Source organism: Nonomuraea sp. NPDC050547 (assembly GCF_044457345.1).
GTDB lineage: Bacteria > Actinomycetota > Actinomycetes > Streptosporangiales > Streptosporangiaceae > Nonomuraea.
Genome location: NZ_JBITGW010000014.1, coordinates 318,566 through 345,075, shown reverse-complemented (window position 1 = coordinate 345,075; position 26,510 = coordinate 318,566). Strand labels below are relative to the sequence as shown.

At 69.2% G+C, this 26,510-nt stretch carries 24 protein-coding genes and 1 pseudogene; 14 read left to right on the top strand and 11 right to left on the bottom strand.

Going from position 1 to position 26,510, the window contains the following annotated elements; translation table 11 throughout:
• Positions 1-464 precede the first annotated feature (464 nt).
• Positions 465-1,531 (bottom strand): annotated as a pseudogene (locus ACIBHY_RS33275) (IS3 family transposase).
• A 323-nt stretch (positions 1,532-1,854) separates the two neighbouring features.
• Between ACIBHY_RS33275 and ACIBHY_RS33270 the strand changes: the two are divergent.
• The 3 genes from ACIBHY_RS33270 (at position 1,855) to ACIBHY_RS33260 (ending at position 4,841) form a co-directional block, all read left to right on the top strand.
• Positions 1,855-2,562 (top strand): hypothetical protein, encoded by a 708-nt coding sequence (locus ACIBHY_RS33270; RefSeq protein ID WP_397308763.1) that lies wholly within the window; start codon positions 1,855-1,857, stop codon positions 2,560-2,562.
• Between the two features lie 198 nt (positions 2,563-2,760).
• The gene (locus ACIBHY_RS33265) at positions 2,761-4,119 is read left to right on the top strand and encodes an AAA family ATPase (protein WP_397248292.1); all 1,359 of its coding nucleotides are present in this window, start codon (positions 2,761-2,763) and stop codon (positions 4,117-4,119) included.
• Positions 4,116-4,841, top strand: a complete 726-nt coding sequence (locus ACIBHY_RS33260) for an HNH endonuclease (protein ID WP_397308762.1) — start codon at positions 4,116-4,118, stop codon at positions 4,839-4,841. Before ACIBHY_RS33265 ends, ACIBHY_RS33260 begins: the two co-directional genes overlap by 4 nt.
• Positions 4,842-4,951: 110 nt before the next feature.
• Here the strand turns inward: ACIBHY_RS33260 and ACIBHY_RS33255 are convergent, their stop codons facing one another.
• The 3 genes from ACIBHY_RS33255 to ACIBHY_RS33245 are packed head-to-tail and all read right to left on the bottom strand — an operon-like array spanning position 4,952 to position 7,118.
• Positions 4,952-5,980 (bottom strand): NAD(P)H-binding protein, encoded by a 1,029-nt coding sequence (locus ACIBHY_RS33255; protein WP_397308761.1) that lies wholly within the window; start codon positions 5,978-5,980, stop codon positions 4,952-4,954.
• A gap of 20 nt (positions 5,981-6,000) precedes the next feature.
• A complete protein-coding gene (locus ACIBHY_RS33250) occupies positions 6,001-6,666 on the bottom strand; it encodes an SDR family oxidoreductase (protein ID WP_397248297.1) in 666 nt (221 codons plus the stop codon).
• Positions 6,663-7,118: a nuclear transport factor 2 family protein gene (locus ACIBHY_RS33245; RefSeq protein WP_397248298.1), complete on the bottom strand. Its 456-nt coding sequence runs from the start codon at positions 7,116-7,118 to the stop codon at positions 6,663-6,665. The genes ACIBHY_RS33250 and ACIBHY_RS33245 overlap by 4 nt, the downstream gene beginning before the upstream one ends.
• 63 nt (positions 7,119-7,181) lie before the next feature.
• Here ACIBHY_RS33245 and ACIBHY_RS33240 point away from each other — a divergent pair, with 63 nt between their 5' ends.
• Complete coding sequence (locus ACIBHY_RS33240) at positions 7,182-8,072, top strand: LysR family transcriptional regulator (RefSeq protein WP_397248300.1); 891 nt, start codon at positions 7,182-7,184, stop codon at positions 8,070-8,072.
• Here the strand turns inward: ACIBHY_RS33240 and ACIBHY_RS33235 are convergent.
• Entirely contained in the window at positions 8,069-8,320 is a 252-nt protein-coding gene (locus tag ACIBHY_RS33235; protein ID WP_397248302.1) for a hypothetical protein, read from the bottom strand. The genes ACIBHY_RS33240 and ACIBHY_RS33235 overlap by 4 nt on opposite strands.
• A gap of 89 nt (positions 8,321-8,409) precedes the next feature.
• Between ACIBHY_RS33235 and ACIBHY_RS33230 the strand changes: the two genes are divergently transcribed.
• On the top strand, positions 8,410-8,811 hold the full coding sequence (locus tag ACIBHY_RS33230; protein WP_397248304.1) for an ASCH domain-containing protein: 402 nt from the start codon (positions 8,410-8,412) through the stop codon (positions 8,809-8,811).
• Here ACIBHY_RS33230 and ACIBHY_RS33225 read toward each other — a convergent pair.
• The 5 genes from ACIBHY_RS33225 to ACIBHY_RS33205 form a co-directional block, all read right to left on the bottom strand.
• Positions 8,798-9,277 carry a GntR family transcriptional regulator gene (locus tag ACIBHY_RS33225; protein WP_397248306.1) on the bottom strand — a complete coding sequence of 160 codons (480 nt, stop codon included), beginning with the start codon at positions 9,275-9,277 and terminating at the stop codon, positions 8,798-8,800. The two genes, ACIBHY_RS33230 and ACIBHY_RS33225, sit on opposite strands and share 14 nt — an antisense overlap.
• A gap of 1,965 nt (positions 9,278-11,242) precedes the next feature.
• A complete protein-coding gene (locus tag ACIBHY_RS33220; RefSeq protein WP_397098095.1) occupies positions 11,243-12,022 on the bottom strand; it encodes a BTAD domain-containing putative transcriptional regulator in 780 nt (259 codons plus the stop codon).
• Positions 12,023-12,199: 177 nt separating this feature from the next.
• The gene (locus ACIBHY_RS33215; protein WP_397308760.1) at positions 12,200-13,471 is read right to left on the bottom strand and encodes a ketosynthase chain-length factor; all 1,272 of its coding nucleotides are present in this window, start codon (positions 13,469-13,471) and stop codon (positions 12,200-12,202) included.
• Positions 13,468-14,730 (bottom strand): beta-ketoacyl-[acyl-carrier-protein] synthase family protein, encoded by a 1,263-nt coding sequence (locus ACIBHY_RS33210; protein WP_397308759.1) that lies wholly within the window; start codon positions 14,728-14,730, stop codon positions 13,468-13,470. The genes ACIBHY_RS33215 and ACIBHY_RS33210 overlap by 4 nt, the downstream gene beginning before the upstream one ends.
• Positions 14,727-15,140 (bottom strand): cupin domain-containing protein, encoded by a 414-nt coding sequence (locus ACIBHY_RS33205; protein ID WP_184966935.1) that lies wholly within the window; start codon positions 15,138-15,140, stop codon positions 14,727-14,729. Before ACIBHY_RS33205 ends, ACIBHY_RS33210 begins: the two co-directional genes overlap by 4 nt.
• An 81-nt stretch (positions 15,141-15,221) precedes the next feature.
• Between ACIBHY_RS33205 and ACIBHY_RS33200 the strand changes: the two genes are divergently transcribed.
• Both ACIBHY_RS33200 and ACIBHY_RS33195 read left to right on the top strand, forming a co-directional pair.
• Entirely contained in the window at positions 15,222-16,361 is a 1,140-nt protein-coding gene (locus tag ACIBHY_RS33200; RefSeq protein ID WP_397248312.1) for a sensor histidine kinase, read from the top strand.
• Entirely contained in the window at positions 16,358-17,023 is a 666-nt protein-coding gene (locus ACIBHY_RS33195) for a response regulator transcription factor (RefSeq protein WP_379635699.1), read from the top strand. The genes ACIBHY_RS33200 and ACIBHY_RS33195 overlap by 4 nt, the downstream gene beginning before the upstream one ends.
• 6 nt (positions 17,024-17,029) lie before the next feature.
• On the opposite strand, the gene ACIBHY_RS33190 is transcribed toward ACIBHY_RS33195, so the two are convergent.
• Positions 17,030-18,211, bottom strand: a complete 1,182-nt coding sequence (locus ACIBHY_RS33190) for a cytochrome P450 (protein WP_397248314.1) — start codon at positions 18,209-18,211, stop codon at positions 17,030-17,032.
• Between the two features lie 147 nt (positions 18,212-18,358).
• On the opposite strand from ACIBHY_RS33190, the gene ACIBHY_RS33185 reads away from it, so the two are divergent.
• From ACIBHY_RS33185 to ACIBHY_RS33155, 7 genes are all read left to right on the top strand, one after another.
• Positions 18,359-19,855, top strand: coding sequence for a peptide MFS transporter (locus ACIBHY_RS33185; RefSeq protein ID WP_397308758.1), 1,497 nt, complete (start codon positions 18,359-18,361; stop codon positions 19,853-19,855).
• A complete protein-coding gene (locus ACIBHY_RS33180; RefSeq protein WP_397248318.1) occupies positions 19,852-20,868 on the top strand; it encodes a methyltransferase in 1,017 nt (338 codons plus the stop codon). The genes ACIBHY_RS33185 and ACIBHY_RS33180 overlap by 4 nt, the downstream gene beginning before the upstream one ends.
• On the top strand, positions 20,865-22,349 hold the full coding sequence (locus ACIBHY_RS33175) for an FAD-dependent monooxygenase (RefSeq protein WP_397248320.1): 1,485 nt from the start codon (positions 20,865-20,867) through the stop codon (positions 22,347-22,349). The genes ACIBHY_RS33180 and ACIBHY_RS33175 overlap by 4 nt, the downstream gene beginning before the upstream one ends.
• A 103-nt stretch (positions 22,350-22,452) precedes the next feature.
• Positions 22,453-23,991 carry an MFS transporter gene (locus ACIBHY_RS33170; protein WP_397248322.1) on the top strand — a complete coding sequence of 513 codons (1,539 nt, stop codon included), beginning with the start codon at positions 22,453-22,455 and terminating at the stop codon, positions 23,989-23,991.
• Entirely contained in the window at positions 23,936-24,193 is a 258-nt protein-coding gene (locus ACIBHY_RS33165; protein ID WP_379618182.1) for an acyl carrier protein, read from the top strand. The genes ACIBHY_RS33170 and ACIBHY_RS33165 overlap by 56 nt, the downstream gene beginning before the upstream one ends.
• Before the next feature lie 92 nt (positions 24,194-24,285).
• Positions 24,286-25,545, top strand: coding sequence for a cytochrome ubiquinol oxidase subunit I (locus ACIBHY_RS33160; RefSeq protein WP_397308757.1), 1,260 nt, complete (start codon positions 24,286-24,288; stop codon positions 25,543-25,545).
• An 11-nt stretch (positions 25,546-25,556) separates the two neighbouring features.
• Entirely contained in the window at positions 25,557-26,510 is a 954-nt protein-coding gene (locus ACIBHY_RS33155) for a cytochrome d ubiquinol oxidase subunit II (RefSeq protein ID WP_397308756.1), read from the top strand.

Below are 26,510 nucleotides of genomic sequence, written 5' to 3'. Positions count from 1 at the left end.
GCCCCCCTGTGTGTTCGGGCGGGGGGGGGGGGGCCCCCCCCCCCCGGGGCGGTGGGGGGGGGGCGGGGGGGGGGGGGGGGCCGCCCCACGGGGGGGGGGGGGGGGGGGGGGGCCCCCCCCCCCCACCCCCGGCGAGAGGCCTCCGGCCCCTCGCGCTCCCCGGGTCGTAGACCGGTCAGCCAGCGTCGATGCCTGACCCCCGTCGAGGATCGACCGGAATGAATGACCATCACCCAGCGCAACTCCGCGTTTGGCTACCTTGAGGACCTTGGGACGCGTCTGGCGCGCATCTTCCGGTCCTGCGTGGCGTGAGCCGTAGAGTCCGCGGCACCTCCATCGGCGATCAACAACTCCGCCGCTTCTACCCGCCAGCCGTCAGATGGCCACCTGACACGGTAGTTGGCGGGGGGCGCAGATGGTGAACTGGAGTTGCCCCGGTTTGATGGACGCATCAGGGCTTGCGGCTACGCGGCAGCATAGTCGTCTTCTTGGGTGTGCTTGAGTGTCTGTCGGCGCTCGTACTCGGCGGGGCTGAGTTGGCCGTTGGCGGAGTGACGGCGGCGCTGGTTGTAGAACCCCTCGATGTAGCCGAAGACTGCTCGTTCGGCCTCTGATCTGGTCCGGGAGGTGCGCCGGTCGATCAGTTCGCACTCCAGGGACGCGAAGAAGCTCTCGGTGATGGCGTTGTCGAAGCACGTCCAGGTTCTGCCCGTGGAGGGCCGGATGCCGGCCTGCTGGCAGCGCTGGCCGAAGGCGATCGAGGTGTATCGGCTGCTCTGGTCGCTGTGGTGAATCACTGCTGTGCTGGGGCGGCGCTGGTGGATGGCCATCGCCAACGCGTCGGTTACCAGTTCGGTGCGCATGTGGTCGGCCATCGCCCAGCCGACGATCCGGCGGGAGAAGACATCCAAGACGACCGCGAGGTAGACGAAGCCCTGCCAGGTTGGCACGTAGGTGATGTCGGCGGTCCAGATCCGGTTCGGCTCGATCGCGCTGAACTTCCTATTGACCAGGTCGGACGCCGCTGCCGCCTGCTGGTCGGCGATGGTCGTGCGGCCGCCCTTGCGCCTGCTCACCCCGGCCAGCCCGGCTGCTCGCATGAGCCGGGCCACACGCTTACGGCCGATCCTGATGCCGTCGATCTCCCGCAGGTCGGCGTGGATGCGCGGCGCCCCGTAGATCTCATCGGAGACGTGATAATCACGGATACTGCCGGTCAGCTCGGCGTCACGACGTGCCCGAGCCGACGGGCCGCGCTGCTGGCGAGCCACCCAGGCGTAGTAGCCCTGGCGCGACACACCCAGCACCTGGGCCACCAGGGAGACCTCGTGGTGGTCTTTCTCCTCACGGAGGATCTTGTTCACGCGACGCAGCCTTGCCAGCTCGTCCTTCTCGGCGCTGGTCAGGCCATCGGCACGCCGAACATCATCCAGATCGGCCTGGCGCACCCAGACACGGATCGACTGCGCGGAGGGCTGGAACTCCTTGGCGAGTTCCTCCGGCGATCGTCCGCGCGCACCAGTTCCACCATCTGCCGGCGAAACTCCGGCGGATAGTGGTTCGGCACAGTGAACTCCTTCTTCCGGGAACCAGGGTTCCTCAGAGATCAGGTGTCCACCAAACCGGGGCAAGACCAGAACCTGCGCCCCTCGCACGTTCTCGTAGCCTTGCGGCTGTAGGTGTCAATCCAACGGGTGAACACGTCGTCTGTGGTCGGCAGGCAGGTGCCTTCCATCGGCTACCTGCCTACCGATCGAAGCGGGGGAAGATGACGCGACTCCGCTGAGCCGTTCCGTATGATCAGAGCCCGATGCCTCGGTTAGCCACGTGGCGAGAAGCAATCGGGAGGTGGGTATGGCGGTCGACCGATTCGCAACGCCGCTGAACGGCGTAGCCGAAGCGGCGAACTGGCTCTCTGCGTCTGAATCGACCTTCACCAGTTGGGTCTTCGGCCACAAGCGGTGCCAGATGGACGGCCAGAACATCCACGCCAAGCCTGTGGCCACAACGCAGCGTTCGGAAGGTGTTCAAGAGGCGGCTCTGCCGTTCATCGGCTTGCCTCAAGCCTATGCGCTGGCCGACTTCGGACAGGCCGGTGTTCGTCTCAAGCGGAGCCGTCTTGCCGTCACCGCCCTGGCCTGTGAGCAGCTCTTCATCGATGGTGCAGACCTTCTCTACGACGATGCTGAGAACCAGGACGACGTTTCGAACCGAGGGGTGGTTGTCGTTCAGAACAAACAGCGAGTCGTCTCCCGTGACCTACGAGGGGTCGGGTTTGGCACCTACGGCTATGCCGTGGTCCGTATCGACGCCGACCGTGCTTTCGGTCGCCTCCGGCTGGCGAGCGGTGCTGCCAAGCTGGAGGACGCCATTGAGCTCTTCCAGGCCGGCGAACCTGTGGAGGTAGCGGCTGAGGAGCTTCGGTCGGAGCATAGACGCGGTCGAAGACGTCTTCCGTGTCGCCACCAGAGCAGCCGCGTAAGTTCTCCGTCGACCACAACCTGCGGCGGGGCGTCGAACCAATCTGGCACGGCTCACACAGCAGTCCCGCGCCCGTCCTGATTCGGATCGGCTTCGGTACGGCGCTGTGAACGACATGACAGCGGCGGAGCCCACCCGTCGGCCGCCTTACCGACAGCGAGGGTCACTGTGCCGATTGGGGTTGGATCAGATGTGACCGCTCTACCGCCTCTTGGAGGCCGATCCAGAGCCAGGCGACTCGATGGCGAGACAACTCAGATCGCTGGGTAGGAGTGGACCATGCATATAAAAAGAATCAAAGTATCCGGAATCAAGGGATTCTTCGGCCCCAGGAACGTTGATCTGAGCTTGCCGGTCCCCGAAGGACGCGGCAGTTGGACGGTCTTGGCCGGACGTAATGCGTCTGGTAAGACGACATTGCTCCGTGCCATCGCCCTCGGCGTAAGTGGTCCTGCTGTCTCTTTGGGCTTCGAGTCGTTCAGACGTTGGATTTCCCAGGGCCTTCAGGAAGGTCGTGTGGACATTGAGTTGATCCCCAGCCGCGAGGATCGATTCTCTGAAGTCGTTGCACACCGAATTTCACCCTTGACCGCCTCGTTGCGCTGGCGGCAAGGTCCTCAAGATGAGGATGCTGACCTCGAGCCATCGCTAATGGGTGACAGCAATGGTGCTACTCAAGGCCCGTGGGACCCTCAGACGTCGGGCTGGTTCATCGCTGGCTACGGTCCCTTCCGTCGGCTCAGTGGAAGCGCGCTGGAGGCCGATCGGTACACCACCAGGGCGGCGACGTCTCGACTGGCTACCCTCTTCTTCGAGGGAGCCGCGCTTCCCGAGGGTGTCAGGTGGCTCATCGACCTCCACCTGCGTGCTCTCGAAGGTCGGCCGGGCGTTGAGGAACTCCTCGCTTTCGTCGTGGATCTACTCAACGACGGTTTGCTCCCTGACGGCTTTCATGTCGATCACATCGACAGTGACGGTCTGTGGATTGGGCACGATGGAGTTTCGCTGGCCCTTCAAGAGCTGAGCGACGGCTACCGCGCAGTTGTCGCTCTCGTCCTGGACATGGTCCGTCAACTGGATCACGTGTACGGGGATGGCCGATCGGCCAAGTTGGCCGGCAAGCTCGCCTATCGCCGTGAACATCTAAGTGCGGAGGGGGATTCGCCTAGGATTCTTGCACCTGGGGTCATCCTGATCGATGAGGTTGATGCTCACCTTCATGTCACCTGGCAGAAGAAGATCGGCCTCTGGCTGAAAGCGCACTTCCCCAACATCCAGTTCATCGTCACCTCTCACAGCCCTTACATCTGCCAGAGCGCCGATCCGGGTGGATTGATCCGCCTGTCCGGACCAGGAGAGCAGCGGGGTCCCGAAGTAGTGGATGACGACCTATACCAGCGAATCATTTACGGAAGCGGAGACGACGCGCTCCTTAGCGACCTTTTCGGTCTGGACAGCGTCTACTCCACCGAGGCAGAACAGCAACGCCGCCGGTTGGTCATATTGGAGCGTTCAGTACTACGTGGCCATGCCACTGACGCAGAGATCGAGGAGTACAAGCACTTGCGCGAACTCCTGAGCAGTTCGCTACTGGCTCGGGTGGATGAGGTCTCAGCGAGGTTCACCCAGCCATCATGATCCGAATCGAGCGACGGGAGCTTCCATCGACAATCGTCAAGAAGCTCCGTGACAAGACCGGCAAACTGGCAGCCGCTGGGAGTAAACCCGTTCGTGCCCGATCCATGTGGAGGGGTGCCAAGGCGTTGCAGCGAGATCTTCGTGATCAACTACAACTCATGGCCATGGGCATCAACAGCTGCATGTACTGCGGGGACGGTCTCAGCCCGGACATCGACCACTTCGAACCGCTCTCCCTGGCACCGGAGCGGACCTTCGACTGGTTGAACCACCTACTGGCCTGTGCTCACTGCAACAGCCATCACAAACGTGACCTCTTCCCACGTGACCAGCTGGGCCGCCCCATGCTCGTTGATCCCACCTGCGAGGAGCCCGCAGATCACCTGGAGTTCATCCTGAGCACCGGCGACTACGAGCCGCTGACAGTTCGAGGGGAGATTACCGTTGAGACGTTCAAGCTCAACCGAGATGCGTTAAGAAGAAGCAGGCTCGCGGCTGTGCACATGTTCAGTTCCATGCTGCGGGATCGCTCCCGGGCGATGGCCGACGGCAACCATGGCCGGGTTGAGGAGGTCACGGCCTCGCTTCGAGAGCAGCCATTTGCCGGAGTGTTGTACGCGATGCTGGCCTACAAAGATCAGCCGGCCGCCGCGCTCGTCATTGGTACGGACACCCTTCAAGCACTCTCCGACCCCACTGTGAACTTCTGGACGTTGCCATAACCCTGGCTAGCCCAACTCACCAGCCAGGCCAGACTGTTTGCATCCAGCACAGACCTGGGCCCAGGAGCGATCACTTAGGCGGGCGAGGACTCTACAAGCTGCTGCGTTGCCTAAGGGGAACGCCAACCCACGGACAATACCGTCCGGCAGTGGGTTGGCTGGGTCCCCGCCCCTTGGAGCGGCAGGGACCACAACGTTCGTGCTTGTCGGACAGAACCCGGGTTGGGAGATGCGAAGCGTCCAGGATTCGCGGGCTTGTCGTTGTTCGGGTAGGCCGCCTCCGGCACGTTCACTGATTCATCCGGATCTCGGCGGAAGTCGTCAGCGTGAGCTTCTGCCCACTGCGCGAAGGTGCGGGGCTCCCGGCCGACGACGTCGCGAACGGCCGGGCGGACGATCGATTCGTCGAGTGAGCCGGTCACGTAGAAGTCGAAGAACGCGTCCACATACTCGGCGGGCATGGTGGCCAGCAACTCGGCGCGTGCCTCCTCGTTCGTCAGGCCGACGAACTCCAGGTCGCGGCCGAGCACCGTGGCCAGCACGGCAACCTGCTCGGCGGGTGTCATCGCGACCGGCCCGGTCGGCTGGAGGATCGCGCCCCGGTACTCCTCCGACAGCAGCGCGCGGGCGGCCACGGCCCCGATGTCGTACGGGTCGACGCTCGCCGTACGGACGTCAGGGAAGGGAACCCGCACCCGATCACCGGACCGCAACTGCGGCAGCCAGCGAAGGGCGTTGGACATGAACGCGGCCGGTCGCAGGAACGTCCACGACAGCCCGGACTCCCGCACGGCCGACTCGGACGCGGCCATGTACCGGGTGACCGCGTTGGTCGGGTCGCCGCTCTCCGCCGAGCCGCCGGACAGCAGGACGACCTGCTCCACGCCTGCGCGGCGGGCTTCGGCCAGCAGCCCCGGCAGGTTCTCGTACCCGGGAAGCAGGAACAACGCGCGGGCCCCGGCCAGCGCCGCGGCCATGCTCTCCGGACGGTTGAGGTCGCCGGTGACCGTCTCGGCACCGTCCAGATGAGGTACGGCGCGCGGAGCCCGTACCAGAGCACGGACCGGTTCATCGGCCGCGACCAGAGCACTGACCACTTCGGCGCCGACGTTGCCCGTCGCGCCCGTCACCAAGATCATTGAGGCGTCCTCACCAGTGGTTACCAGGGGAGTGGGCGGCCGTCGCGGAAGAAGCCGCCGGTCGGGCCGTCGTCGGGGAGCGTGGCCGCCCAGACGACGCCTTCCGCGCCCGCGGAGACCGGACGGCCGCCCGGCCCTCCCATGTCCGTCGCGACCCAGCCCGGGCAGATCGCGTTCACCAGGACGCCGTCGCCGCGCAGTTCGGCCGCGAGCATGCGGGTCAGGGCGTTGAGCGCCACCTTGGTGGTGCCGTACGCGGGTGTGCCACCGCCCATGTTGGTCAGCGAGGCCGCCTCGCTGGACACGTTGACGATCCGGGGGTGCGCGCTCTCGCGCAGAAGCGGCAGCAACGCCTGGGTCAGCCGCCACGGGCCGTAGAGGTTCGTCTCGGCGGCCTCGCGGACCACGTCCAGATCGGCGGACACGGCGTCCTGCCACGTGTCGTAGGTGATGGCGGCGTTATTGACCAGGACGTCCAGTCGGCCGTACCGGTCGGCGACCGCGGCAGCCACCTCCGCGATGTCCGCAGCGGAGGTGACATCGAGCTGCAACCGGACGATGTCGCCGCCGAGCTCCCCGGCATTCGGCGACCGGGAGGTGAGCAGGACCGTGTGGCCCAGTTCCGCGAGTCTGCGGCACACCTCCCGGCCGATCCCCCGGTTGCCGCCGGTCACGAGCGCGATCATCCGGTACCGGCCGCCAGGGACAGCAGGTCCTTGTTGCCGTCGGCCCAGGTGGTGGTCATCACCACCCCACTGATCTTCCACGCGTGGCCGGACCGGACGAGGTCGAAGCGGTACGTGCCGCCCAGCGTCCAGAGCGGCGAGCCGAACGGATTGGCGAGGCGGTGCGTGGCCTGGAACGACGCCGTGCAGATCGCGGTGTCGTCGTCGACGATCACCAGGTGGTTCGTCACCAGGTGCTGCGTGGCGTCGAACGCGCCGAGCAGGCCCGACCACGCCTCGACGATCTGGCCGGGTGTCAGCACGGAGGGCTCGCCGCCGTGCAGGCTGGTGTAGTCCAGGGTCACCGAGTCCGCGAACACCTCGCCCAGGCGGCTCCACTCACGCTGGTCGGTGTGCCATGCCATGCGGGTGCAGGTCTCGATGATCGCCAGGCGATCCTCAGTGGTGCTCATGAGGGGCAATGATGGAACGGTTCTTTCGGGCACGTCCAATAGCTGCTGTAATAGACAACGGCTATGGATGCTCACCTGCGGGACCTGCGCTATTTCGTCGCCGTGGCGGAGGAGCTCAGCTTCACCCGCGCGGCCGAGCGCCTGTTCATCGCGCAGCCGACGCTCAGCAAGCAGATCCGCCAGCTCGAAGATCTGCTGCGGGTGAGGTTGTTCGACCGGAACCGGCGCGCGGTGCGGCTCACGGCACCGGGCCAGGCGCTGCTGCCGATCGCCCGCGAGCTGCTCCAGCGCTGGGACGAGGCCCAGCGGGCCGTCGGCGACGCCGCCGCCGCCGAAACCGCACGGCTCACCGTGGGCATGTCCACCAGCGTCGGACGCGGCTTCCTGGCAGCGATACGGGAACGGTTCACCACCCGGCGTCCGGGCTGCGAACTGCGGTTTCGCCAGGTCAACTGGACCGACCCCACGGCGGGCCTGGCCGAGGGCGAGGTGGACGTGGCGTTCGTCTGGCTGCCGATCCCCGGCCAGGACGATCTCAACGTCCGGGTCGTGGCCCGTGAGCCGCGCTGGGTCGCGTTCCGGCAGGAACACCGGCTGGCCGGACGGGACGAGGTCGGCTTCTCCGAGCTCCTGGACGACGCGTTCCTGGCCCTTCCCGAAAGCGCCGGCCCGCTGCGCGACCACTGGCTCGCGACCGGTGAGCGTGGCGGGCGGCCGCCGGTGGTGTGCGCGACCGTGACGAACGCCGAGGAGACCTTCGCGGCGCTGGAGAGCAGCGACGCCGTCGTCCTGCTCGCCGCCGGCAACGCCGAGATCTACCGGCGGCCGGGGATCACGGCGATCCCGGTCACAGGGCTGTCTCCCTGCGAGCTCGCCCTCGCGTGGCGGCCCGGTGACCACCGCACCGCCATCCGCGACTTGATCGAGGCCCTGTCACCCGGCATTCGCTCCTAGATGGTGCAGCCCCTGGCTTCCAGATGGGAGGCCAGGGGATAGAAGGTGGCCTGCTCACAGGTGTAGGTGCCGGCGTCGCCGTACCAGATGATCACTGTGACGTCCCGCAGTCCGTTGCCCGCGCAGTCCTCCGCGCTCAGCCATCCCTGACCGAACTCGCCGGTCACGCAGATGTACCCGCCCGTCGCCTGGGTGCTCGGCGCGGCCAGCATGGCCGCGCCGAGCACCGCGATGCACCATCCGACCATGCCCAGACGGTACGGCCGGCGCGCCCGCCCTCCCAGAGGCAGGCATCACCACCACCAGTGCGTTCCTCACACTTATGCTGAGTCCCACTATGTGGGGAAGAATCGACGGCCTCAGAGTGCTGGACCTCGGCACCCCCGGCCCGCTGCGCGCAGAACTCAACGGCCTGGTCCTGTCCGGCGCCAAGACCGCTACGGCTGGGCTCATGGAGTCCGACTACCGCGCCGAGGGCGAGGACCTGGAGCATGTCGGTGAGCACCTGGTGCTGGTCGACGACCACGGCGGCCGGGTCGGCGAGGTGTCGGTGACTTCCGTCGAAGTGACGACTTTCGCTGCCGTGACCTGGGAGTTCGCGCAGGCGGAGGGCGAGGGCTTTCGCTCGGTCGAGCATTGGGGCGAGGTTCACCGCCGCTACTGGGCGGGCGAGGGACAGCAGGTGGACGACGAAACAGAGGTCGTCTGCCTGCACTTCCGCCTGGTCACCGCTTCGTAGGCCAGTCGTCCTCAGGCGAGACGAAACTGCCCCGGGCCGGAACGGTATAGATCCAGCCCTCCTCCCGCAGCAGCGCCATGGCCCGCCTGACCGTCTCGCGCGCCACGTCGTACTGCTGCTGAATGGTCGACTCGGGCGGAACCGGCCGGCGCGGCTGAAGCTGCCCGGAGGTGATCCGCTCCCGCAGGTCATGCGCGATCTGCCGGTAGAGCGGCGTCTTCCGTGCCGCACGAGGCGCGTCTTCCGGCGCTCCGACGAACGTACCTTCGCCTTGGACCGTGTAGATCAGCCCTTCTTCGCGCAGCATGTGAATCGCCCGCCGCGCCGTGGTCCTGGCCACCCCGAACTCCTGCTGGATGTCGGCCTCACTCGGCATCGGCTGCCCGGCGGTGAGCTCCGCGGCACGGCGGCGTAGAACCTCCGCGATCTGGATGTAGACGTGGGTGTCACCGTCGTAGTCGATCACATCCGCAAGATAGACGAACAGGTACGAGCCCCTACATAACGCTCCTACTGAATAGACGAATCGATCGTTCTCGCTAGACGTTGCGATACAACTAGACGTATTCTTTGGATGTGCTGGAAGAGCGGCAGTGCATGTCACCTCATCCGGCTCCCGCGCAGCCCCGGGCACGGCAGATCGACTGGGACGTCGCGGTCCCTCGGGCGGAGCGGGTGCGGGTCAAGGACCATACGTGCTGCTGCAGGAGGGTGTACTACGAGCTCTGCCAAGGTGGCGGGCTGCGGTTCATACGGCGATACACGAGGGAGAGGAAGCGGGTGATCGTGCATGAGTCGACGTGGCTTCCTGCGGCGAAGACGGACGAGATGTGGACGCGCCTGCTGTGCGGGGAGGCGTACTGACAGCGCTCGCGTGCGGGCATCGCGAGATGGGCGTCGTCGGTAGCTGGGACGACTCGGTTGGGCGGCGGCTTCGCAAGCAGTTGAGCTTCCCTTACGCGGCGCGGAACCCGTTTTTCCCCTTGGTTCTGGCGCGCCATGGGCCAGATGACGGTCCATGGGTGGTCGCGGGCGGGTCTCCGGCGCGGGAGATGCCGCCTGCGACCACCGAGGGATTTGCCAGTTGTCCCCGCGGAGCGACTCCACCGAAGGCTCCGCGGGGGCTCCCGGCAGTGGTTGAGAGCGTTGACTTCACGCGACGCGGTTCGCCAGACGTGACGCGCCTGCAGACCTTCAAGGTCCGGCGCGCACCATGGGCCATTCTCGACGGCCCATGGGCAGTCGTGGGCGGGTGCCAAGGCCCGGGACCCGCCTGCGGCTGTCGTAGGCGTCTTGGCGCTCTGGAGTTCCCGGTCGCGTGACTGGGTGCCGTCGGACTGCTTAGTGGGCCGGGGGCTGTCGGAAACAAGGACCACGATCACCTGCCCGGCGCCGTGGCGCTGGTGCTGGTACAGGCCGAGGGTTGCGTCTCCCCTTCGGCCGGGTGGAGCTGGTCCCCGCAGGTCATCCCAGCGTTGCACCCCTGCGGGGACCCCGCCCTTTGAGGCTCTCGGGCAGGATTTCGGCTAAATCCCCCTCCCTGTCCGAGGCAGATCTGCCGTGTGCGCGTCACAGCGCAGTGGGATGCGCGCACGGCGGTTCACTTTGGTGCGTGGCCTCTGCTGCGGGAGCCACGCCGCCGAATGGCGCTACGGCGTCGTCGACTGGCGTGGCCTCGGCCTCCCTCCCTGCGTTGCCGGGGTCACGCCTTTCGCCTTGCTTCCGGGCTGGGCGCCTTCCGCCGGGGAGTCGCGCGCCCAGCCCGGTTCACGCGCGGGATGACGCCTGCGTCTCGCGCCGGGACCCCCGTGGGCGGACTTGGGGCATCGCTCGCGGGGTGACCCCGCGTCGCTTGGGACGCGCGGGGCACATCACGTGGGGATTCGCGGGGGCAGTGGCCTGCGGGAGACGCGACCGTGCCCAGGGGTGCCAGCGAACTGGAAGCGTTGGCAAGGCATGGCACGGAGGTGCGAATGCCGCCCGAACTGAGCGCTTCAGGGGGCGGTTGCGAGGGTGTGGCGCACGTGGCAGGGCCGACCACGGACTGGCGGGGGAGTGCTCGCGCGGGGTGGGCGCGGCGAGGCATGGCGCACGGGTGGTGGTGCGCACCGGGCGCTCACGCGGGTGGTGGCGCGCACGGGTGCTCGCGCGGGTGGTGCTGTGCGCGAGGGGCGCGGGCGTGAGGTGTTGCAGGGGGTGCTCGCGGCATTGCCGGCGAGGGGGGCGCGCTGCCTCGCGGTGGGGGGTGCGGGGGCGCTGCGCGGGTCTTGCCGAGGGTCTTCGTGCGCGAGGGTCACTGTGTGCGTTGACTCCCGGGTGGCGCTTGTGCTGTTCAGTTGTGGTGCGCGAGGGGGCGCTCGCGCCGGTGTTGCGAGGGTGTTGCGGGATTGCACGAAATCCTGACGTCCCGCCGGTACGGCCGGCGTTTCGGCTAGGCTTTCAGCCTGGGTACGCGGACCGGTTGGTTGGACAGGACCTCGTGCTGCAGGCGCTGGAGCTGGGTCGATGGTTCCAGGCCCAGTTCCGTGTGCAATGTCGACCGAATCTCTTGGTATGCCAGCAAAGCGTCACTTCGCCGTCCGGCGTGATTCAACGCGGAAATCAGCTGCTCGTGCAACCATTCATTGAATGGGTACTCAGCTATCAGCTCGCGCAGCTCCCCGATGAGTTCCACGTGGCGGCCCAATTGGCTGTCCGCTTGGATACGCAGTTCGATCGCGCGTAGGCGCTGTTCCATTAGGCTTTGCGTGTGCGTCGCCAGAATGGTGCCTTGCGGGACATTCGCCAGCGGTAAGTCGGTCCACAAATTCAGCGCTTGGTGCAATATCGGCGCCGCCTCTGCGGCGCGGCCCTGCTCCAGGTGCGTACGGCCTCGCGTGACGAGCGCCTCGAACTTGTCTGCGTCCAGCGCCCCCGCGGGGAGCCGAAGCATGTAGCCGGGCCACTTGGTGACGAGGAGTTCCTCGTCGGTGCCCGACCGGTCGCGGTCGATGAGTTTTCTGACCTGGTAGATGTACGTCTGTGTGGTCGTGACCGCGGTCCTCGCGGGGTTGTCGCCCCACAGTTCCTCGACCAGGGTCTCGATGGGGACGACGCGGTTGGCGCGCAGAAGCAGGAGCGCCAGCACGCGCAGGACTTTGGGCGGTGTGGGTGTGCATACACGGCCGTTATCAAGGACTTCCAGTGCCCCCAGAACTTTGAACTCCAGCATTTTACCTACCCCGTTGAATGCGGATCGAAGCGCATGGAGACGGGCGGAGGCAAGCCGCCGCCCATCTTCGATTTGGCATGGGAGTTGACTCAGAATAAGCAGACCCGGCAAGGAATGGCAACGGTCGAAAGTCTGGTTGCGCTGTCAATTCCGTGTTGGTATTGTCTGCTCCCCGATTCACTTGGTGAGCACGAGGGCGGCGTTGAAGCCGCCGAATCCGCGGGCCACCACCAAGGCTGTGCGCAGGGTGCGCTCGCGGGGCCGCCCGAGGACGAGGTCGAGACCGAGAGATCGCACGGGGTCTGTCGTTCCCACTGTCGGCGGAATCACACCGTCACGCATGCTCAGCAGGGCTGTTGCCACGTCTAATGCCGCGCCGCCGGCATAAAGACGGCCGGTCATGGTTTTGGGCGCAGTAACCGGCACTTTGTGGGGACCGAAAATAGCGTTCAGGGCATCCGCTTCGGCCCGGTCCGCGTGGGGCAGGCCCATGGCGTCGGCGAACACGACGTCGATCTCGTCGGGACGCAGCCCCGCGTCCTTCAGGGCGAGCGTGAGGGCGCGGGTCAGCGTGGGCGGGCGCTCCCGCTCCGGGGGAGGATCGAAAGTCGCGGCATATCCGGCTATATAGCCATAAATCGGCGCGCCAGGACGGTGCTCACCAAGACCGTGCTCACCAGGACCCTGCTCACCAGGACCGCGCTCACCGGCACCACGCCCATCGTCGATGCGCTCGACGGTGAACATCGCGCCGCCCTCCCCGGGCACGTAGCCACATGCCTTCTCGTCAAACGGCACATAAGCCCGAGAAGCATCGGAAAGGGTGCTCAATCCGCCGTTGGACAACTGGGCGACCAGACCGTAGGGGCACAGAGAGGCATCGGTCCCCCCGACCAACGCCAGCCGGGCCCCCGAGCGCAGCATCCGCCGCGCCTGCCCGACGGCGTCCAGTCCGCCCGCCTGTTCGGTGGCGATAGCCGCGCAGGGTCCCCGCATCCCGTTGCGGATGGAGATCTGTCCCGTGGACGCCGCGTAGAACCACGCGATCGACTGATAGGCGCCCACGTGGTCGGGCCCCTTGCCCCAGAGCCCGGTCATCTCCTTCTGCCCGAACTCCGTCCCGCCGGACGAACTCGCGGTCACGACGGTCATCTCGTACTCGGGCAGGTCCGCCGGCCGTACCCCCGCGTCGGCGAGCGCGCGGTCGGCGGCCACGAGGCCCATGTGGGTCCAGTGGTCGGTCTGGGTGGTGATCCGGCTGGGCAGCAGTTCGCGCGCGGTGAAGCCCCGCACCTCGCCGGCCAGCCGCGCCGGGTAGGAGGCGGGGTCGAACCTGGTGATCGGGCCGATGCCGCTGCGGCCGGCGAGCGTGGCCGCCCAGTACTCTTCGGTGGTGGTGCCGTTCGGCGCGACCACGCCGATGCCCGTGACGCCGAGGCGTTCCCTCACGAATCTCCCTTCTCGTGCTTGGCCAGCACCATGGCGGTCTGAAACCCCCCGAACCCGCTGCCGACGCTCAGCACCACGTCGGTCCTGTGGTCGCGGGCCGTCAGCGGTACGTAGTCCAGGTCGCATTCCGGGTCGGGGTGGTGCAGGTTCGCCGTGGGCGGGACGATCTGGTGCTCGATCGCGAGGGCGGAGGCGGCGACCTCGATCGCGCCGATCGCCCCGAGCGAGTGTCCGACCATGGACTTGATCGAGCTGACCGGCACTTCGTAGGCGTGTTGCCCGAGACTGCGCTTGAAGGCGGCGGTCTCGTGGCGGTCGTTCTGCTTGGTCCCCGAGCCGTGGGCGTTGATGTAGTCCACGGCGGTGGGGTCGAGGCGGGCCTCGCCGAGGGCGACGGTGATGGCCTCGGCCATCTCCCTGCCGTCGGGCTTGAGCCCGGTCATGTGGAAGGCGTTGCTGCGCGCGGCGTATCCGGCCACTTCGGCGTAGATGTGCGCGCCGCGCGCCCGTGCGGCTTCGAGCTCTTCCAGCACGAGTACGGCCGCGCCCTCCCCGAGCACGAACCCGCTGCGCGTCCGGTCGAACGGCCGGGAGGCGGCGGCGGGGTCGCTGGTGTCGGCGGTGGTGGCCTTGATGGCGTCGAAGCACGCGACGGTGATCGGTGAGACGGGCGCGTCGGTGGCTCCGGCGATCGCCACGTCCACCGTGCCTTCGGCGACGAGCTGCGCGCCGTACCCGACGGCGTCGAGTCCTGAGGTACACCCGTTGGAGACGAGCTGTACGGGACCTTCCGCCCCGCTCTCCCAGGCGACCTCGACGGCCAGCGTGCTCGGAACCATGTGACCGTACAGGTGGGGCACGCCGTACTCGTGGTCGAGCAGCCAGCGCTTGCCGGCGTCGCTGAGCACGACGTACTCCTCTTCGAGGCTGACCGTGCACCCGACGGCGCTGCCGAGGCTGACCCCGATCCGGCCGGGGTCCACCTCCGGCAGGCCGCTGTCGGCCAGCGCCTCGCGGGCGCTGACGACGGCGAACTGGGCGGCGCGGTCCATCCTGCGTACCTGGCGGGCGGTGAGCCCCGCGGCGGCGGGGTCGAAGTCGACCTCGGCGGCCAGCGGCGAGCGGAAGGGGCTCGCGTCGAAGGCCTGGATGAGGCGGGTGGCCGAGCGTCCGGCGGTGAGCATCTCCCAGGTGGCCTTGGTGCCCACACCCCCCGGTGTGACCATGCCGATCCCGGTGATCACGACCCGGCGTCTCACAGCCGCGCCCCGCCTACCTGGGGGGAGGACTCGTGAGCGTGGGGCGGCTCCTCGGTGTCGACATGGCCGAGTTCCGGACGGGGAGCGAGCGGGCTGAGGTGGAAGACGGCCTCGCCTTCCTCGGCGCCGGTGTTGACGAGCCGGTGCTTGGCGCCGATGGGCACCATCAGGCTGTCGCCGGGGCCGAGCTCGACCGACTCATCCTCCACGCGCATGGTGAGCGTGCCGCGGACGACGTAAAGGAACTCCTCGGAGTGGGGATGGTAGTGCTCGGCCACGAACTCGCCTGGCGCGAGCCTGAGCACTCCCATGAAGCCCGAGGTGCTCCGCACGGTCTTCGGGCTGAGCAGGACCCGGATGTCGCCGCCTCTGCGCCTGTTGGGGACGACATCACTAGCGGTGATCTTCATGCCCGCAACCCTGCCAAAGCCCGTTGGTGCGGACTTCCAGGCTCAGTCGAGTGGCGTTGGTTAGCGCCTACAGTGTTGCGTATGATCCGCCGAATCCCGATGGACGTCGCGCAGGTGGTGGCGGTCATCGCGGTCACGATCGTGGGGACCGCCTTCATCGCGCGGGAGTCGCCGCCCGGCCCGCTGCCGCTGTGGCTGGGCTTTCTGCTGCTGACGGCGATGTCGCTGCCGCTGCTGCTCCTGCAGAGGGCGCCCGCGATGGCAGTGGCGGCCGTTGTCGCCGGTGCACTGGTATACCAGGGTCTCGACTTCCCCGGGGGAGCGTCGACGATCCCGCCGTCGATCGCGTTGTTCACCGTGATGAGCGCCGGCTACCGCAGGCTTGGAGGAGCGGGCGCGCTGGTCTGGCTGGTGGGCACGCTGATGCTGGGCTGGTTCGGCACCCGCCCGCCGGGTGTGCAGGGGACGGTGTGGTTCGTGACCTGGCTGGTCGCGATCCTCATCCTGGGCGAGATGTCGCGCAACCGCCGCGAGCAGCTGATCGCCGAGCGCGAGCGGGTCGCCCAGGCCGAGCGCGCCCGCGAGGAGGAGGCCAGGCGGCGGGTGACCGAGGAGCGCCTGCGCATCGCCCGCGAACTGCACGACCTGCTGGCCCACAGCATCTCGGTGATCAACCTGCAGGCGGGCGTCTCCGAGCACCTCATCGACCGCGATCCTGAGCAGGCTCGCCGGGCGCTCGGCGACATCCGCCGGGTGAGCAAGGAGGTCCTGGTGGAGCTGCGGGGCGCGCTCGGGGTGCTGCGCGACGTGGACGAGGGTGAGGAGCCGCTCGCGCCCGCACCGGGCATGGACCGCCTTCCCGAGCTGGTACGGCGGGCAAGATCCGGCGGCGTCGAAGTGGATCTCACGTTGCCCGCCGACTGCCCCGCACTCCCGAAAACCGTCGATCTAGCGGTTTACCGGATTGTTCAGGAAGCTCTGACCAATATCATCAAACATGCCGGGGCGGCCCGCGCCGAGGTGTCGGTGCGCTGCTCGGGCGGCGAGCTGCTGGTGGAGGTACGCGACGACGGCGTGGGCGGCACGCCGGGGGAGGGGAACGGACTGGTGGGCATGCGCGAGCGCGCGGCGTCGCTGAACGGCGCCTTCGACGCCGGTCCCGCGCCCGGCGGCGGCTTCCTGGTGGCGGCCCGGCTGCCGGTGAGGGGGCTGGCGGCGTGATCCGGGTGGTGCTGGCCGACGACCAGCCGCTGATCAGGGCGGGCCTGCGGGCGCTGCTGCACTTCGAACCCGACATCGAGGTCGTCGGCGAGGCCAGCGACGGCCGTCGCGCGCTGGAACTGGCCGCCACGTTAAGACCCGACATCGTCCTCATGGACGTGCGCATGCCGGAGATGGACGGCATCGAGGCCACCCGCCGCATCGCCGAGAACCCCCGCCTGGACGGGGTGCGCGTGGTCATCCTGACCACCTTCGAGCTGGACGAGTACGTCTTCAAGAGCCTGCGCGCCGGGGCCAGCGGCTTCCTGGTCAAGGACACCGAGCCGGCCATGCTGCTGCAGGCGATCCGGGTGGTGGCCGGGGGCGAGGCGCTGCTCACCCCCGGCGTGACCAGGCGCCTGATCGACGAGTACGCCGCCAAGTCGACCGAGGACCGCCCGACGCCCGAGCTGGACGTGCTGACCGACCGCGAGCGTGAGGTGGTCGCGCTGGTCGCCGCGGGCCTGTCCAACAAGGAGATCGCCGAGCGCATGGTGGTCAGCCCGGCCACCGCCAAGACCCACGTCAGCCGGGCCATGATCAAGCTGAGCGCGCGTGACCGGGCGCAGCTCGTGGTGATCGCCTTCGAGTCCGGCCTGGTCACGCCCCGCAGAAGGCTCTGAGGAACCTCACCAGGTCACGGGCAGCTCGGGCAGGCCGCGGATGAGGTGCCCGCCCTGCGGGCGAAGCTCCTCCACCGGTACGGCCAGCCGTACCTCGGGCAGGCCGCGCAACATCCCGGCCAGCGCGATCTCCAGTTCCAGCCGGGCCAGCCGCGCCCCCAGGCAGTAGTGCATGCCGTGGCCGAAGGTGAGGTGCGGGTTGTCCTCGCGGCCGACGTCGAACACGTCCGGGTCGTGGAAGACGCCCGGGTCCCGGTTGGCCGAGGAGATCGCGGGCAGCACGGCCTCGCCGGCGGCGATGGTCACGTTGCCCAGCTTCACGTCCTCGGTTGCGATCCGCAGGAGGCCGCCGCCGGTGGTGAGGGCGTTGTAGCGCAGCAGCTCGTCCACGGCGGACGGCAGCAGGCCGGGGTCGGCGCGCAGCCGTTCCAGCTCGGCGGGGTGACGGAACAGGCACAGGAACGACAGCGCGATCTCGCTGGCGGTGCTGAGGAAGCCGCCGGTCAGCACGGTGGCGCCGAGCATGACCAGTTCGTCCTCGCTGAGCCGGTCACCGGAGTCGCGCATGGCGATCAGCTCGCTGACCAGGTCGTCGCGCGGGTCGGCGCGCCGGTCGGCGATCAGCCCGGCCAGGTACCGCTTGAGCTCGGCCCGGGTGGCCGCGACCTGCTCGGGCGGGTACTGGGTGAGGCTGAGCAGGACGTCCACGAAGCCCGCGATGGTGTCGCGGTCGGCGGCGGGCACGCCGAGCAGCTCGCAGATGACGGTGATCGGCAGCCGCCTGGCGAACAGCGAGACCAGGTCGGCGGGCGGGCCGGCCTCCTTCAGCGCGGCGACGAGCAGGTCCACCTCGCGCTCGATGACGGGGCGCAGCGCGGCGGTCCTGCGGTTGTTGAAGGCCGGTGAGACCAGCCGGCGCAGCCGCGTGTGCTCGGGCGGATCCATGCTGAACATCGAGTTCGGGTCCGGCGGGATCGGCTGCAGGCGGGGCGCGCCCGGCCGGGTGGTGTGGGCCCGGCTGAAGCGCTGGTCGCCCATCACGGTCTTGTTGTCCTCGTAGGTGGTGACCAGCCAGGCGGTGTCGCCGGTCGGGAAGGTCACCTTGCTCACCGGCTCCTCCCGCCTGAGCTGCTCGAACTCGGGCGCCGGCTCGCCGGGGCAGCGGGGGACGAAGGGGAATCTGCGCATCCCCCAGCCATACCGGGCGGCCGTCGTGCGGACGTTGAGCGGCGCTGGAGACGACTCGGGCACCAAGGAGACACAAACCCGGCACAAGATCCGGGTGCCAGCATCGCTGCCGACGGACCGGCCCCCGAGCGACGGGAGTGGATGCCCATGGCGCCATCGCTGCTTCCCTGGCGACAGCCGCGCTGGTTCAGCACGCTGTTCATGACCGACCTGTGGGAGCGATTCAGCTTCTTCGGGATGATGGCCATCCTTTTCCTCTACGCGACCAGTTCCGACGGGCTCGGCATGCCTCCCGGCAGTGCGGGCGCCCTGGTCGGGCTCTACATCTCGGCCACGTTCGTCGCCTCGGTGCCGGGCGGCTGGCTGGGCGACCGGGTCTTCGGGCCGCAGCGCGCGGTCCTGTACGGCGCGATCCTCATCGCCTGCGGCCACGTCACGCTGGTGGTCCCGGCCGAGGCGACGTTCTACCTCGGCATCACGCTGATCGCGGCCGGTACCGGCCTGCTCAAACCCAACCTTTCCGCGCTGCTCGGCTCCTTCTATCCGCCCGGCCAGGCGGCCGAGCGGGAGGCGGCGTTCTCCGTCTTCTTCGTCAGCATCCAGGTCGGCGCGCTGCTCGCGCCGCTGATCACCGGCTTCGTGGGCGAGACCGTCGACTGGCATCTCGGCTTCGGCACGGCCGCGATCGGGATGGGCGTCGGCATCGCCGTCTTCGCCCGGGGCCGCAGGCACTTCGGCGAACTCGGGCGCGAGCCCGGACAGCCCGCCGATCCGGCCACCCTGCGGCGGCTGCGGCTCTGGAGCGCCGTGGTGGTGGCCGTCGTGGCGGCGGGGCTGATCGCCGCCGCCGTCCAAGGGGTGCTGCGGGTTGAGGTGCTCGTGGCCGTGGTGGGCCTGCTGGTGCTCGTCGCGCCGCTGCCGTACTCACAGATGATCCTCAAACGGGCGTCGGCGGACGAGCGGGTACGGCTGCGCGCCTACGCCTGGGTCTTCCTCACCACGGCCGTGCTGTTCCTGCTGGTCAGCCAGAGCAACTCGGTGCTCAACCACTTCGCCGCCGTCTCGACCGACCGGCAGGTGGGCGGGTTCCTGGTGCCGGCGAGCTGGTTCCAGTCGCTGCACCCGCTGTTCGTGCTGCTGGCCGCGCCGGTGCTGGCGCGGGTGTGGGGCGGGCCGGCGGGGCGGCTGGCCGTACCGGTGAAGCTTGCGGCCGGGCTGGTGATCGCGGCCGGCAGCTTCCTGCTCATGGTCTTCGCCGCGCAGAGCCCGGCGGCGTCGCCGCTGTGGCTGGTCGTGGTCTACCTGACGCTGTCGATCGCCGAGCTGATCATCGGCACGGTCGGGCTCGGGGTGACCGCCATGGTCGCGCCGGCCGGGGCCACCAGCCAGCTCATGGGGCTGTGGTGGCTGGCCGGGGCGGTCGGCGCCGTCGTCGGCGGGCAGCTGGCGCGGCTGGCCATGCCCGGCGGCGCCGGACCGCAGGCCGCGCAGGGCCCCGGGCCCGGCTACTTCCTCGCGCTCACGATCCTGCCCCTTCTCGTCGCGGCCGCGCTCGCGCTGGCCCGCACCCGCATCGCCGCCCGGTTGCGACCGGGCCCCGCAAACCCGTCCTTCCAGCTCACCACCGATGGAGGTCCCGTATGACCAGCGAGATGACCGCGCCCGCCGTCAGCGCAGAGCCGCTGTGGCGCCTGGGCACGGCCTACTTCAGCCGCAAGACGGTGCTGACGGCGGCCGAGCTCGGCGTCTTCACCACCCTGTCCGGCGCGCCCGCCTCGTCCGACGAACTGGCCAAACGCCTGGAGCTGCATCCACGCGGCGCCCGCGACTTCTTCGACACGCTCGTCGCGCTCGGCGTGCTCAGCCGCGAAGGGGAGATCTACCACAACACCCCGCTGGCCGAGCACTACCTCAACTCCGACCGCGCCTCCTACGTGGGCGCCTTCCTGAACGCGGCCGACGCCCGCTGGAACCAGCTCATCGACGCCCTGCGCACCGGCGAGCCGCAGAACCGGTGGGGCTCCGGCGCGCAGATGTTCACCGAGCAGTACCGCACCACGGCCGCCTGGCGGAACTTCACCGCCGGCATGGACTACCTCAACGGCATGATCGGCCCAGTGCTGGCCGAGGCGTTCGACTGGTCCACGGTCACCTCGGTGGTCGACGTGGGCGGGGCGCGCGGCAACCTGGCCGCGGCGATCCTGCGCGGCCACCCGCACATCGAGGCGGGCGTCATGGACCTGCCCGGCGTCGAGCCGGTCTTCCACGAGCACATGACCCAGCTCGGGCTCTCCGGGAAGATCACCTTCCACCCGGGCAACTTCTTCGAGGACCCGATGCCAGGCGCGCAGGCGCTGGTCATGAGCCATGTGCTGCACGACTGGGGGGTGAGCGAGCGCGAGCAGCTCGTGGCCGCCGCCTACTCCGCGCTGCCGTCCGGGGGCGTGCTGCTGATCTGCGACCCGATGATCGACGACGACCGCCAGGGCCCCGCGGGAGCGCTGCTGACCAGCCTCAACATGCTCATGGTCACGCCGCACGGCTCCGAGTACACGCGGGCCGACTGCCGCTCCTGGCTGGAGAAGGCCGGGTTCACCGGGCTGACCGAGGCCGAGCTCGGTACGCACAACACGCTCATCACCGCCCGCAAGCCATGAGCGAGACCGAGGTTCTGATCGTCGGCGGCGGCGTGGTCGGCCTGTCGGCCGCCGCCTTCCTGGCCTGGCACGGCGTCTCCTGCCGGGTGGTGGAGCGCCGCGCCGACCTGTCCATCCATCCGAGGGCGCGCGGCTTCAACCCGCGCGCGGTCGAACTGCTGCGCCAGGTCGGCCTGGAGCCGGCCGTACTGGAGGCCAGCAAGGGCTTCGCCGGGCACACGATGCGGGCCCGCGTGGAGAGCCTGACCGGCAAGGAGATGTTCCGCGCCGATCTGCCCACCGCCACCGACCTCGACCGGCTCAGCCCGTCGCCCTGGGCGCTGTGCAGCCAGGACCGGCTGGAGCCGCTGCTGCGCCAGCACGCGGTGGAGCTGGGCGCGCGGGTCGACTTCGGCGTCGAGCTGTCGGCCTTCGAGCAGGACGGCGACGGCGTCACCGCGACCGTGCGCAGCCGCGGCGACGGCTCGGCGGAGCGGATCAGGGCCCGGTACCTGATCGGCGCGGACGGGGTGCGCAGCCGCGTCAGGCAGCGCCTCGGCATCGAGCTCAAGGGCACGCCCGCGCTGCTGCGCCAGCTCAGCATCGTGTTCAAGGCCGACCTGCGCGAGTACCTGGGCGAACGCCGCTTCGCCATCTGCCAGGTGGTCAACGACACCGTCGAGGGGCTGCTCGTCCACGACGACACACTCACGCAGGGAACGCTCTACATCCAGTACGACCCGGCCAAGGGCCAGAGCTCGGCCGACTACCCGTGGCCGCGCTGCGTCCAGCTCGTCAGGGCGGCGATCGGGGCGCCGGGTCTGCCGGTGCGCATCCTCGACACCCAGTCGTGGGAGCTGTCGGCACTGTCGGCCACCCGGTACGGCGAAGGCCGCGTGTTCCTCGCCGGGGACGCGGTCCACGTGATGCCACCGGTCGGCGGCTTCGGCGCCAGCACCGGCATCCAGGACGCGCACAACCTGGCCTGGAAGCTCGCCCACGTGCTGCGCGGCAAGGCGGGGCCCGAGCTGCTCGACACCTACGAGGCCGAGCGCGCCCCGGTGGCGGAGTTCACCGTCGAGCAGTGCCTGCGCAGGGTCACCTCGGGAACCGGCTTCGGCCGCCCGGCCGCCGACGCGGGGCTGCTCGACGACCTGACGCTCACGCTGGGCTTCCGCTACGGCGAGGGCGAGTACGCCGAGCCGGCGGGCGAGCCCGGGACCCGGGCGCCGCATGTCCAACTGGGCGACGGCCGCTCGACGCTCGACCTGGTCGGGCGGGAGGCGTGCCTGCTGACCGGGTCCGCAGGTGAACGCTGGCGCGCGGCCGTACCGGATCTCGAGGTGCACGTCGTGCGGGCGCCGGAGTTCGCCGCGCGCTACGGCGTGGAGCGGGACGGGGCGGTACTGGTGCGGCCGGACGGCATCGTGGCCTGGCGCGGCGGCTCGCCCGAGGAACTGCCGGACGCGCTGGCGCGCGTCCTGTGCCGGGCGACGCGGTGAGAGGAGTGGTCATGCACCTGCTGGAGCAGATCGCCAAGGCCGGAGTGTTCTGGATCTGGTTCCCCGCGCCGGAGGAGGAACGCGCGGAGGAAGAGGAGCGGCCATGGTGAACGCCGGGACCCGCCGCCAGGGCGTGGCGCTGCCGCTGGTCGCCGTGGCGCTGGCGCAGTTCCTGGCGATGGTGGACCTCAACATCACCGCGACCGCGATGCCCGCGATCGTGGGCGAGTTCGGGCGGCTGGACCTGTTCGCCTGGGTCACCACCGGCGCGGTGCTCGCCTCCACCGTCACCACCCCGCTGTACGGCAAGCTCAGCGACGTCCTCGGCCGCAAGCAGGTCTTCATCCTGGCGCTGGCCCTGCTGACCGCCGGGTCGGTGCTGTGCGCGCTGGCCCAGTCGATGCCGCAGCTGGTGTTGTTCCGCATCGTCCAGGGCGTCGGCGCGGGCGGCCTCATGGTCTCGGCCATGGCCATCTACGCCGAGCTGCTCACCCCCGAGCAGCGCATGCGCTACCAGATCTGGTTCGCCACCACGCTCAACGCCTCGGCGGCGATCAGCCCGTTCTTGGGCGGCCTCATCACCGACTGGATCAACTGGCGCTGGACGTTCTGGCTGACCGTGCCGGTGGCGCTGATCTCGGTCGCGCTCATCGCCAGGACCCGGCTGCTGCCCAGGCCCGAGGCGCGGGTGCGCATCGACTACCTGGGCGCGGCGCTGCTCGGCGGCGTCTGCACCTGCCTGGTGCTGGTCAGCAGCTGGGCCGGTGTCGCCTACGCGTGGGGCTCGCCGGTCGTCGTCGGTCTCGGCGCGGCCGCGATCGTGCTGGTGATCGCCTGGCTGCGGGTCGAACGGCGGGCCGAGCAGCCGATCATCCCGCTGCGGCTCTTCCGCGACCCGGTGCTGGTCGTCGCGAACGTCCAGGGCTTCGTCACCGGTCTCACGATGTTCGCGGCGGTCACCTTCCTGCCGCTGCTCATGGTGGCCCGCGGCGAGTCGGCGACCGGCGCCGGGCTGGCGCTCATGCCGCTCACCGCCGGGTCGCTGATCGTCTCCCTGGGCCTCAGCTCGTTCATGGCCCGCGCCGGACGGCCCCAGCTGTTCGCCGTGCTCGGCGGCGTGCTGCTGACCGGCGGGCTGGTCGCGCTGGCGGTGGCGGAGGGGCCGGCGATGCTGGCCGGCGCGCTCGTGTTCGGCGTCGGGCTGGCGCTGATCTTCCAGGTCTACTCCGTGGCCGTCATGAACCACGCGCCCCGCCGGGACCTCGGCTCGGCGATCGGGCTGCAGTCGCTCAGCCGACAGCTCGGCGGCACGCTCGGCCTGGCCGCGCTCAGCGGCGCCTTCCAGGCGCGGCTGGGGGCCGAACTGGCCGCCCGCGTGCCGGAGGACCAGCTCACCCGGGCCGTGACCGCCGCCGGCGACCCGGAGACGGTCAGCGCGCTGCCCGAGGCGCTGCGCACCGCGGTCACCGGCGGCTACGGCTCGGCGCTCACGCTGGTCCTGCTCGCCGCCGCCGTCTGCGCGGGCGTCGGGCTGCTGGCCACCCTTCTGCTCAAACTGCCCACCCCAACGAAGAAAGGGAGCGACCATGACCGTGTTCACCCTGGACGACCTGCGGCGCATCATGAGGGAGGCCGCGGGTGAGGGAGAGGCCGTCGACCTGGACGGCGACATCCTCGACACGCCTTTCGCCGACCTCGACTACGACTCGCTGGCCGTACTGGAGATGACCGTGCGCGTCGAGCGCGAGTTCGGCGTCAAGCTCGGCGACGACGAGGTCGGCGGTGTGAAGCTGCCGAGCGAGTTCATCGATCTGGTCAACAGCCGCCTACAGCCGGGGGAGTAGACGGCCACGCCCACTGCGTCCGCCGGGGTAGGCGCAGAAGCCTCCCTGCGGCGGACGCCCCCTTCCGACCTGGACTGACAGGCTGGTGAACCATGGACAACCTGCTGTTGTCGAGGCTGCAGTTCGCGACGACGACCTCGATCCACTTCCTCTTCGTCACGCTGACGCTGGGGCTGGTGCTGTTCGTGGCGGGCATGCAGACCGCCTACACGATCACCGGGAACCCGGTCTACCGCCGCATGACGAAGTTCTGGGGCAAGATCTACGTCGTCAACTACGCGGTCGGCATCGTCACGGGCCTGGTGATGGAGTTCCAGTTCGGGCTGAACTGGAGCGGCCTGTCGAAGGTGACGGGCAACGTCTTCGGCGTGCCGCTGGCCCTGGAGACGCTCATCGCGTTCGTCGCCGAGGCCACCTTCCTCGGCATGTGGATCTTCGGCTGGGACCGGATCCGCAAGGGCGTCCATTTGACGCTGATCTGGCTGGTGGCGCTCACCGCCTACGCCTCGGCCTTCTGGATCATGGTCGCGAACGCGTTCCTGCAGCACCCGGTGGGCTACGAGATGCGCGGCGACCAGGCCTACCTCACCGACTTCGGCGCCCTTCTGGCCAACAGCAACCTCATCGACACGCTGCTGCACGTGATCTCCGCGGCCGTGCTGGCCGGCGGGCTGTTCGTGGCCGGGATCAGCGCCTACCACTTCATCAAGCGCACGCAGGAGGTGGAGGTCTTCCGCCGGTCGATGCGCTGGGGACTGATCGCCGCCCCGATCGGCGCGTTCTCGATCATCCACTGGGGCTTCCTGCAGGAGGTCGTGATCGAGAAGACCCAACCGGCCAAACTCGCCCAGATGTACGGCGAGCCGGAACGGCTGGTGGCGGCGCAACAGGCCATGGAGCAGCAGTTCGGGCCCGGTGACTGGGCGCCGCCAGGGTGGATCGGCGTGCCGTACCAGATCATGATGAACAGCGCCTTCATCATGGCGCTCATCCTGCTCGTCTGCCTCATCCTGCTGTTCCGCAACTGGGTGGTACGGCTGCGCTTCCCGCTCTACGTGCTCCTGATCATGGTGCCGCTGCCGTTCGTCGCGGTGATCTCCGGCTGGCTGGTGCGGGAGGTGGGCCGTCAGCCGTGGACCGTCTACGGCCTGCTGACCACCGACAAGGCCGTCTCCGATCTCCCGGCCGCCGTCGTGTTGATCTCCTTCGTCGGGTTCACGTTGGTGCTCGGCACGCTGGCGGTCGTGGACTACGTGCTGATCGCGCGCTTCGTCCGGAAGGGCCCGGACGACGAGCTGTTCGGCTCCACTCTCGACCAGGTGGCCAAGCCCGCCTCTGCCCACAGCTTCTGAAGGAGCAGACCATGGACCTTCTCTGGCCGATCCTGCTGGGCCTGCTGTTCGCCGGATACTTCGTCGTGGACGGGTTCGACATCGGCGCCGGGCTGCTGCTGCGCCGCCTCGGCGGCGGCGAGTACGAGCGGCGGGCCGTCCTCACCTCCATCGGCCCCTTCTTCCTGGGCAACGAGGTGTGGCTGGTGGCCGTCGGCGGCGTGCTCGCCGGCGCCTTCCCGCTGATGAAGGACCACCTGCTCGGCGGCCTCTACCTGCTCATCGTGGCCGGGCTGCTCATCTGGGTGGTGCGCGACGCGGCGATCTGGTTCCGCAGCCGCCGCCCGTCGCCGCGCTGGCGCGCCGGATGGGACGCGATGCTGGGCGGATCCAGCGGCGTGTTCGCCGTCTTCTGGGGGCTGCTCGTGGGCACGCTGCTGACCGGCCCGCCGCCGCTGACCGACCGCTGGCTCGTGGCCGGGATCAACGCCGCGGTGTGGGCCGTGGTGATGGTGCTGCTGTTCACCACGCACGGCGCCGTCTTCCTGGCCGCCCGCCTGCCCGCCGACCTCGCCGCCCGCGCCACCGCCACGGCCACCCGCCTGTCGCGCCCCGCCGCCGGGCTGCTCGCGCTCGCCTCCCTCGCCCAGCTCGCCGTGCCCGGCCCCGGCGGGATCGCCACGACCGTGCCGGTCGTCCTGCTCGGGCTGCTCGCCGCCGCCGCGCTCTGGGCCGCCCCCGCCGCCCTCGCCAAGTCCCGGTACGGCAGTGCCGTCGCGCTGACCTCGTTCGCGGCGGCCGTACCGGCGGTGCTGGCGAGCCTGCGCCTGGCCGGCGGCCTGTCGGACGTCACCGCGGACCCGGCGACGCTGAGCGTGCTGAGCGGCTTCCTCGTCATCCTGGTCCCGGTGCTGGCGGCGATGCAGGCGTGGATGTGGTGGACGTTCCGCCGCCGGGTGCACGCGGGCACGGTGGTGTTCTTCTGA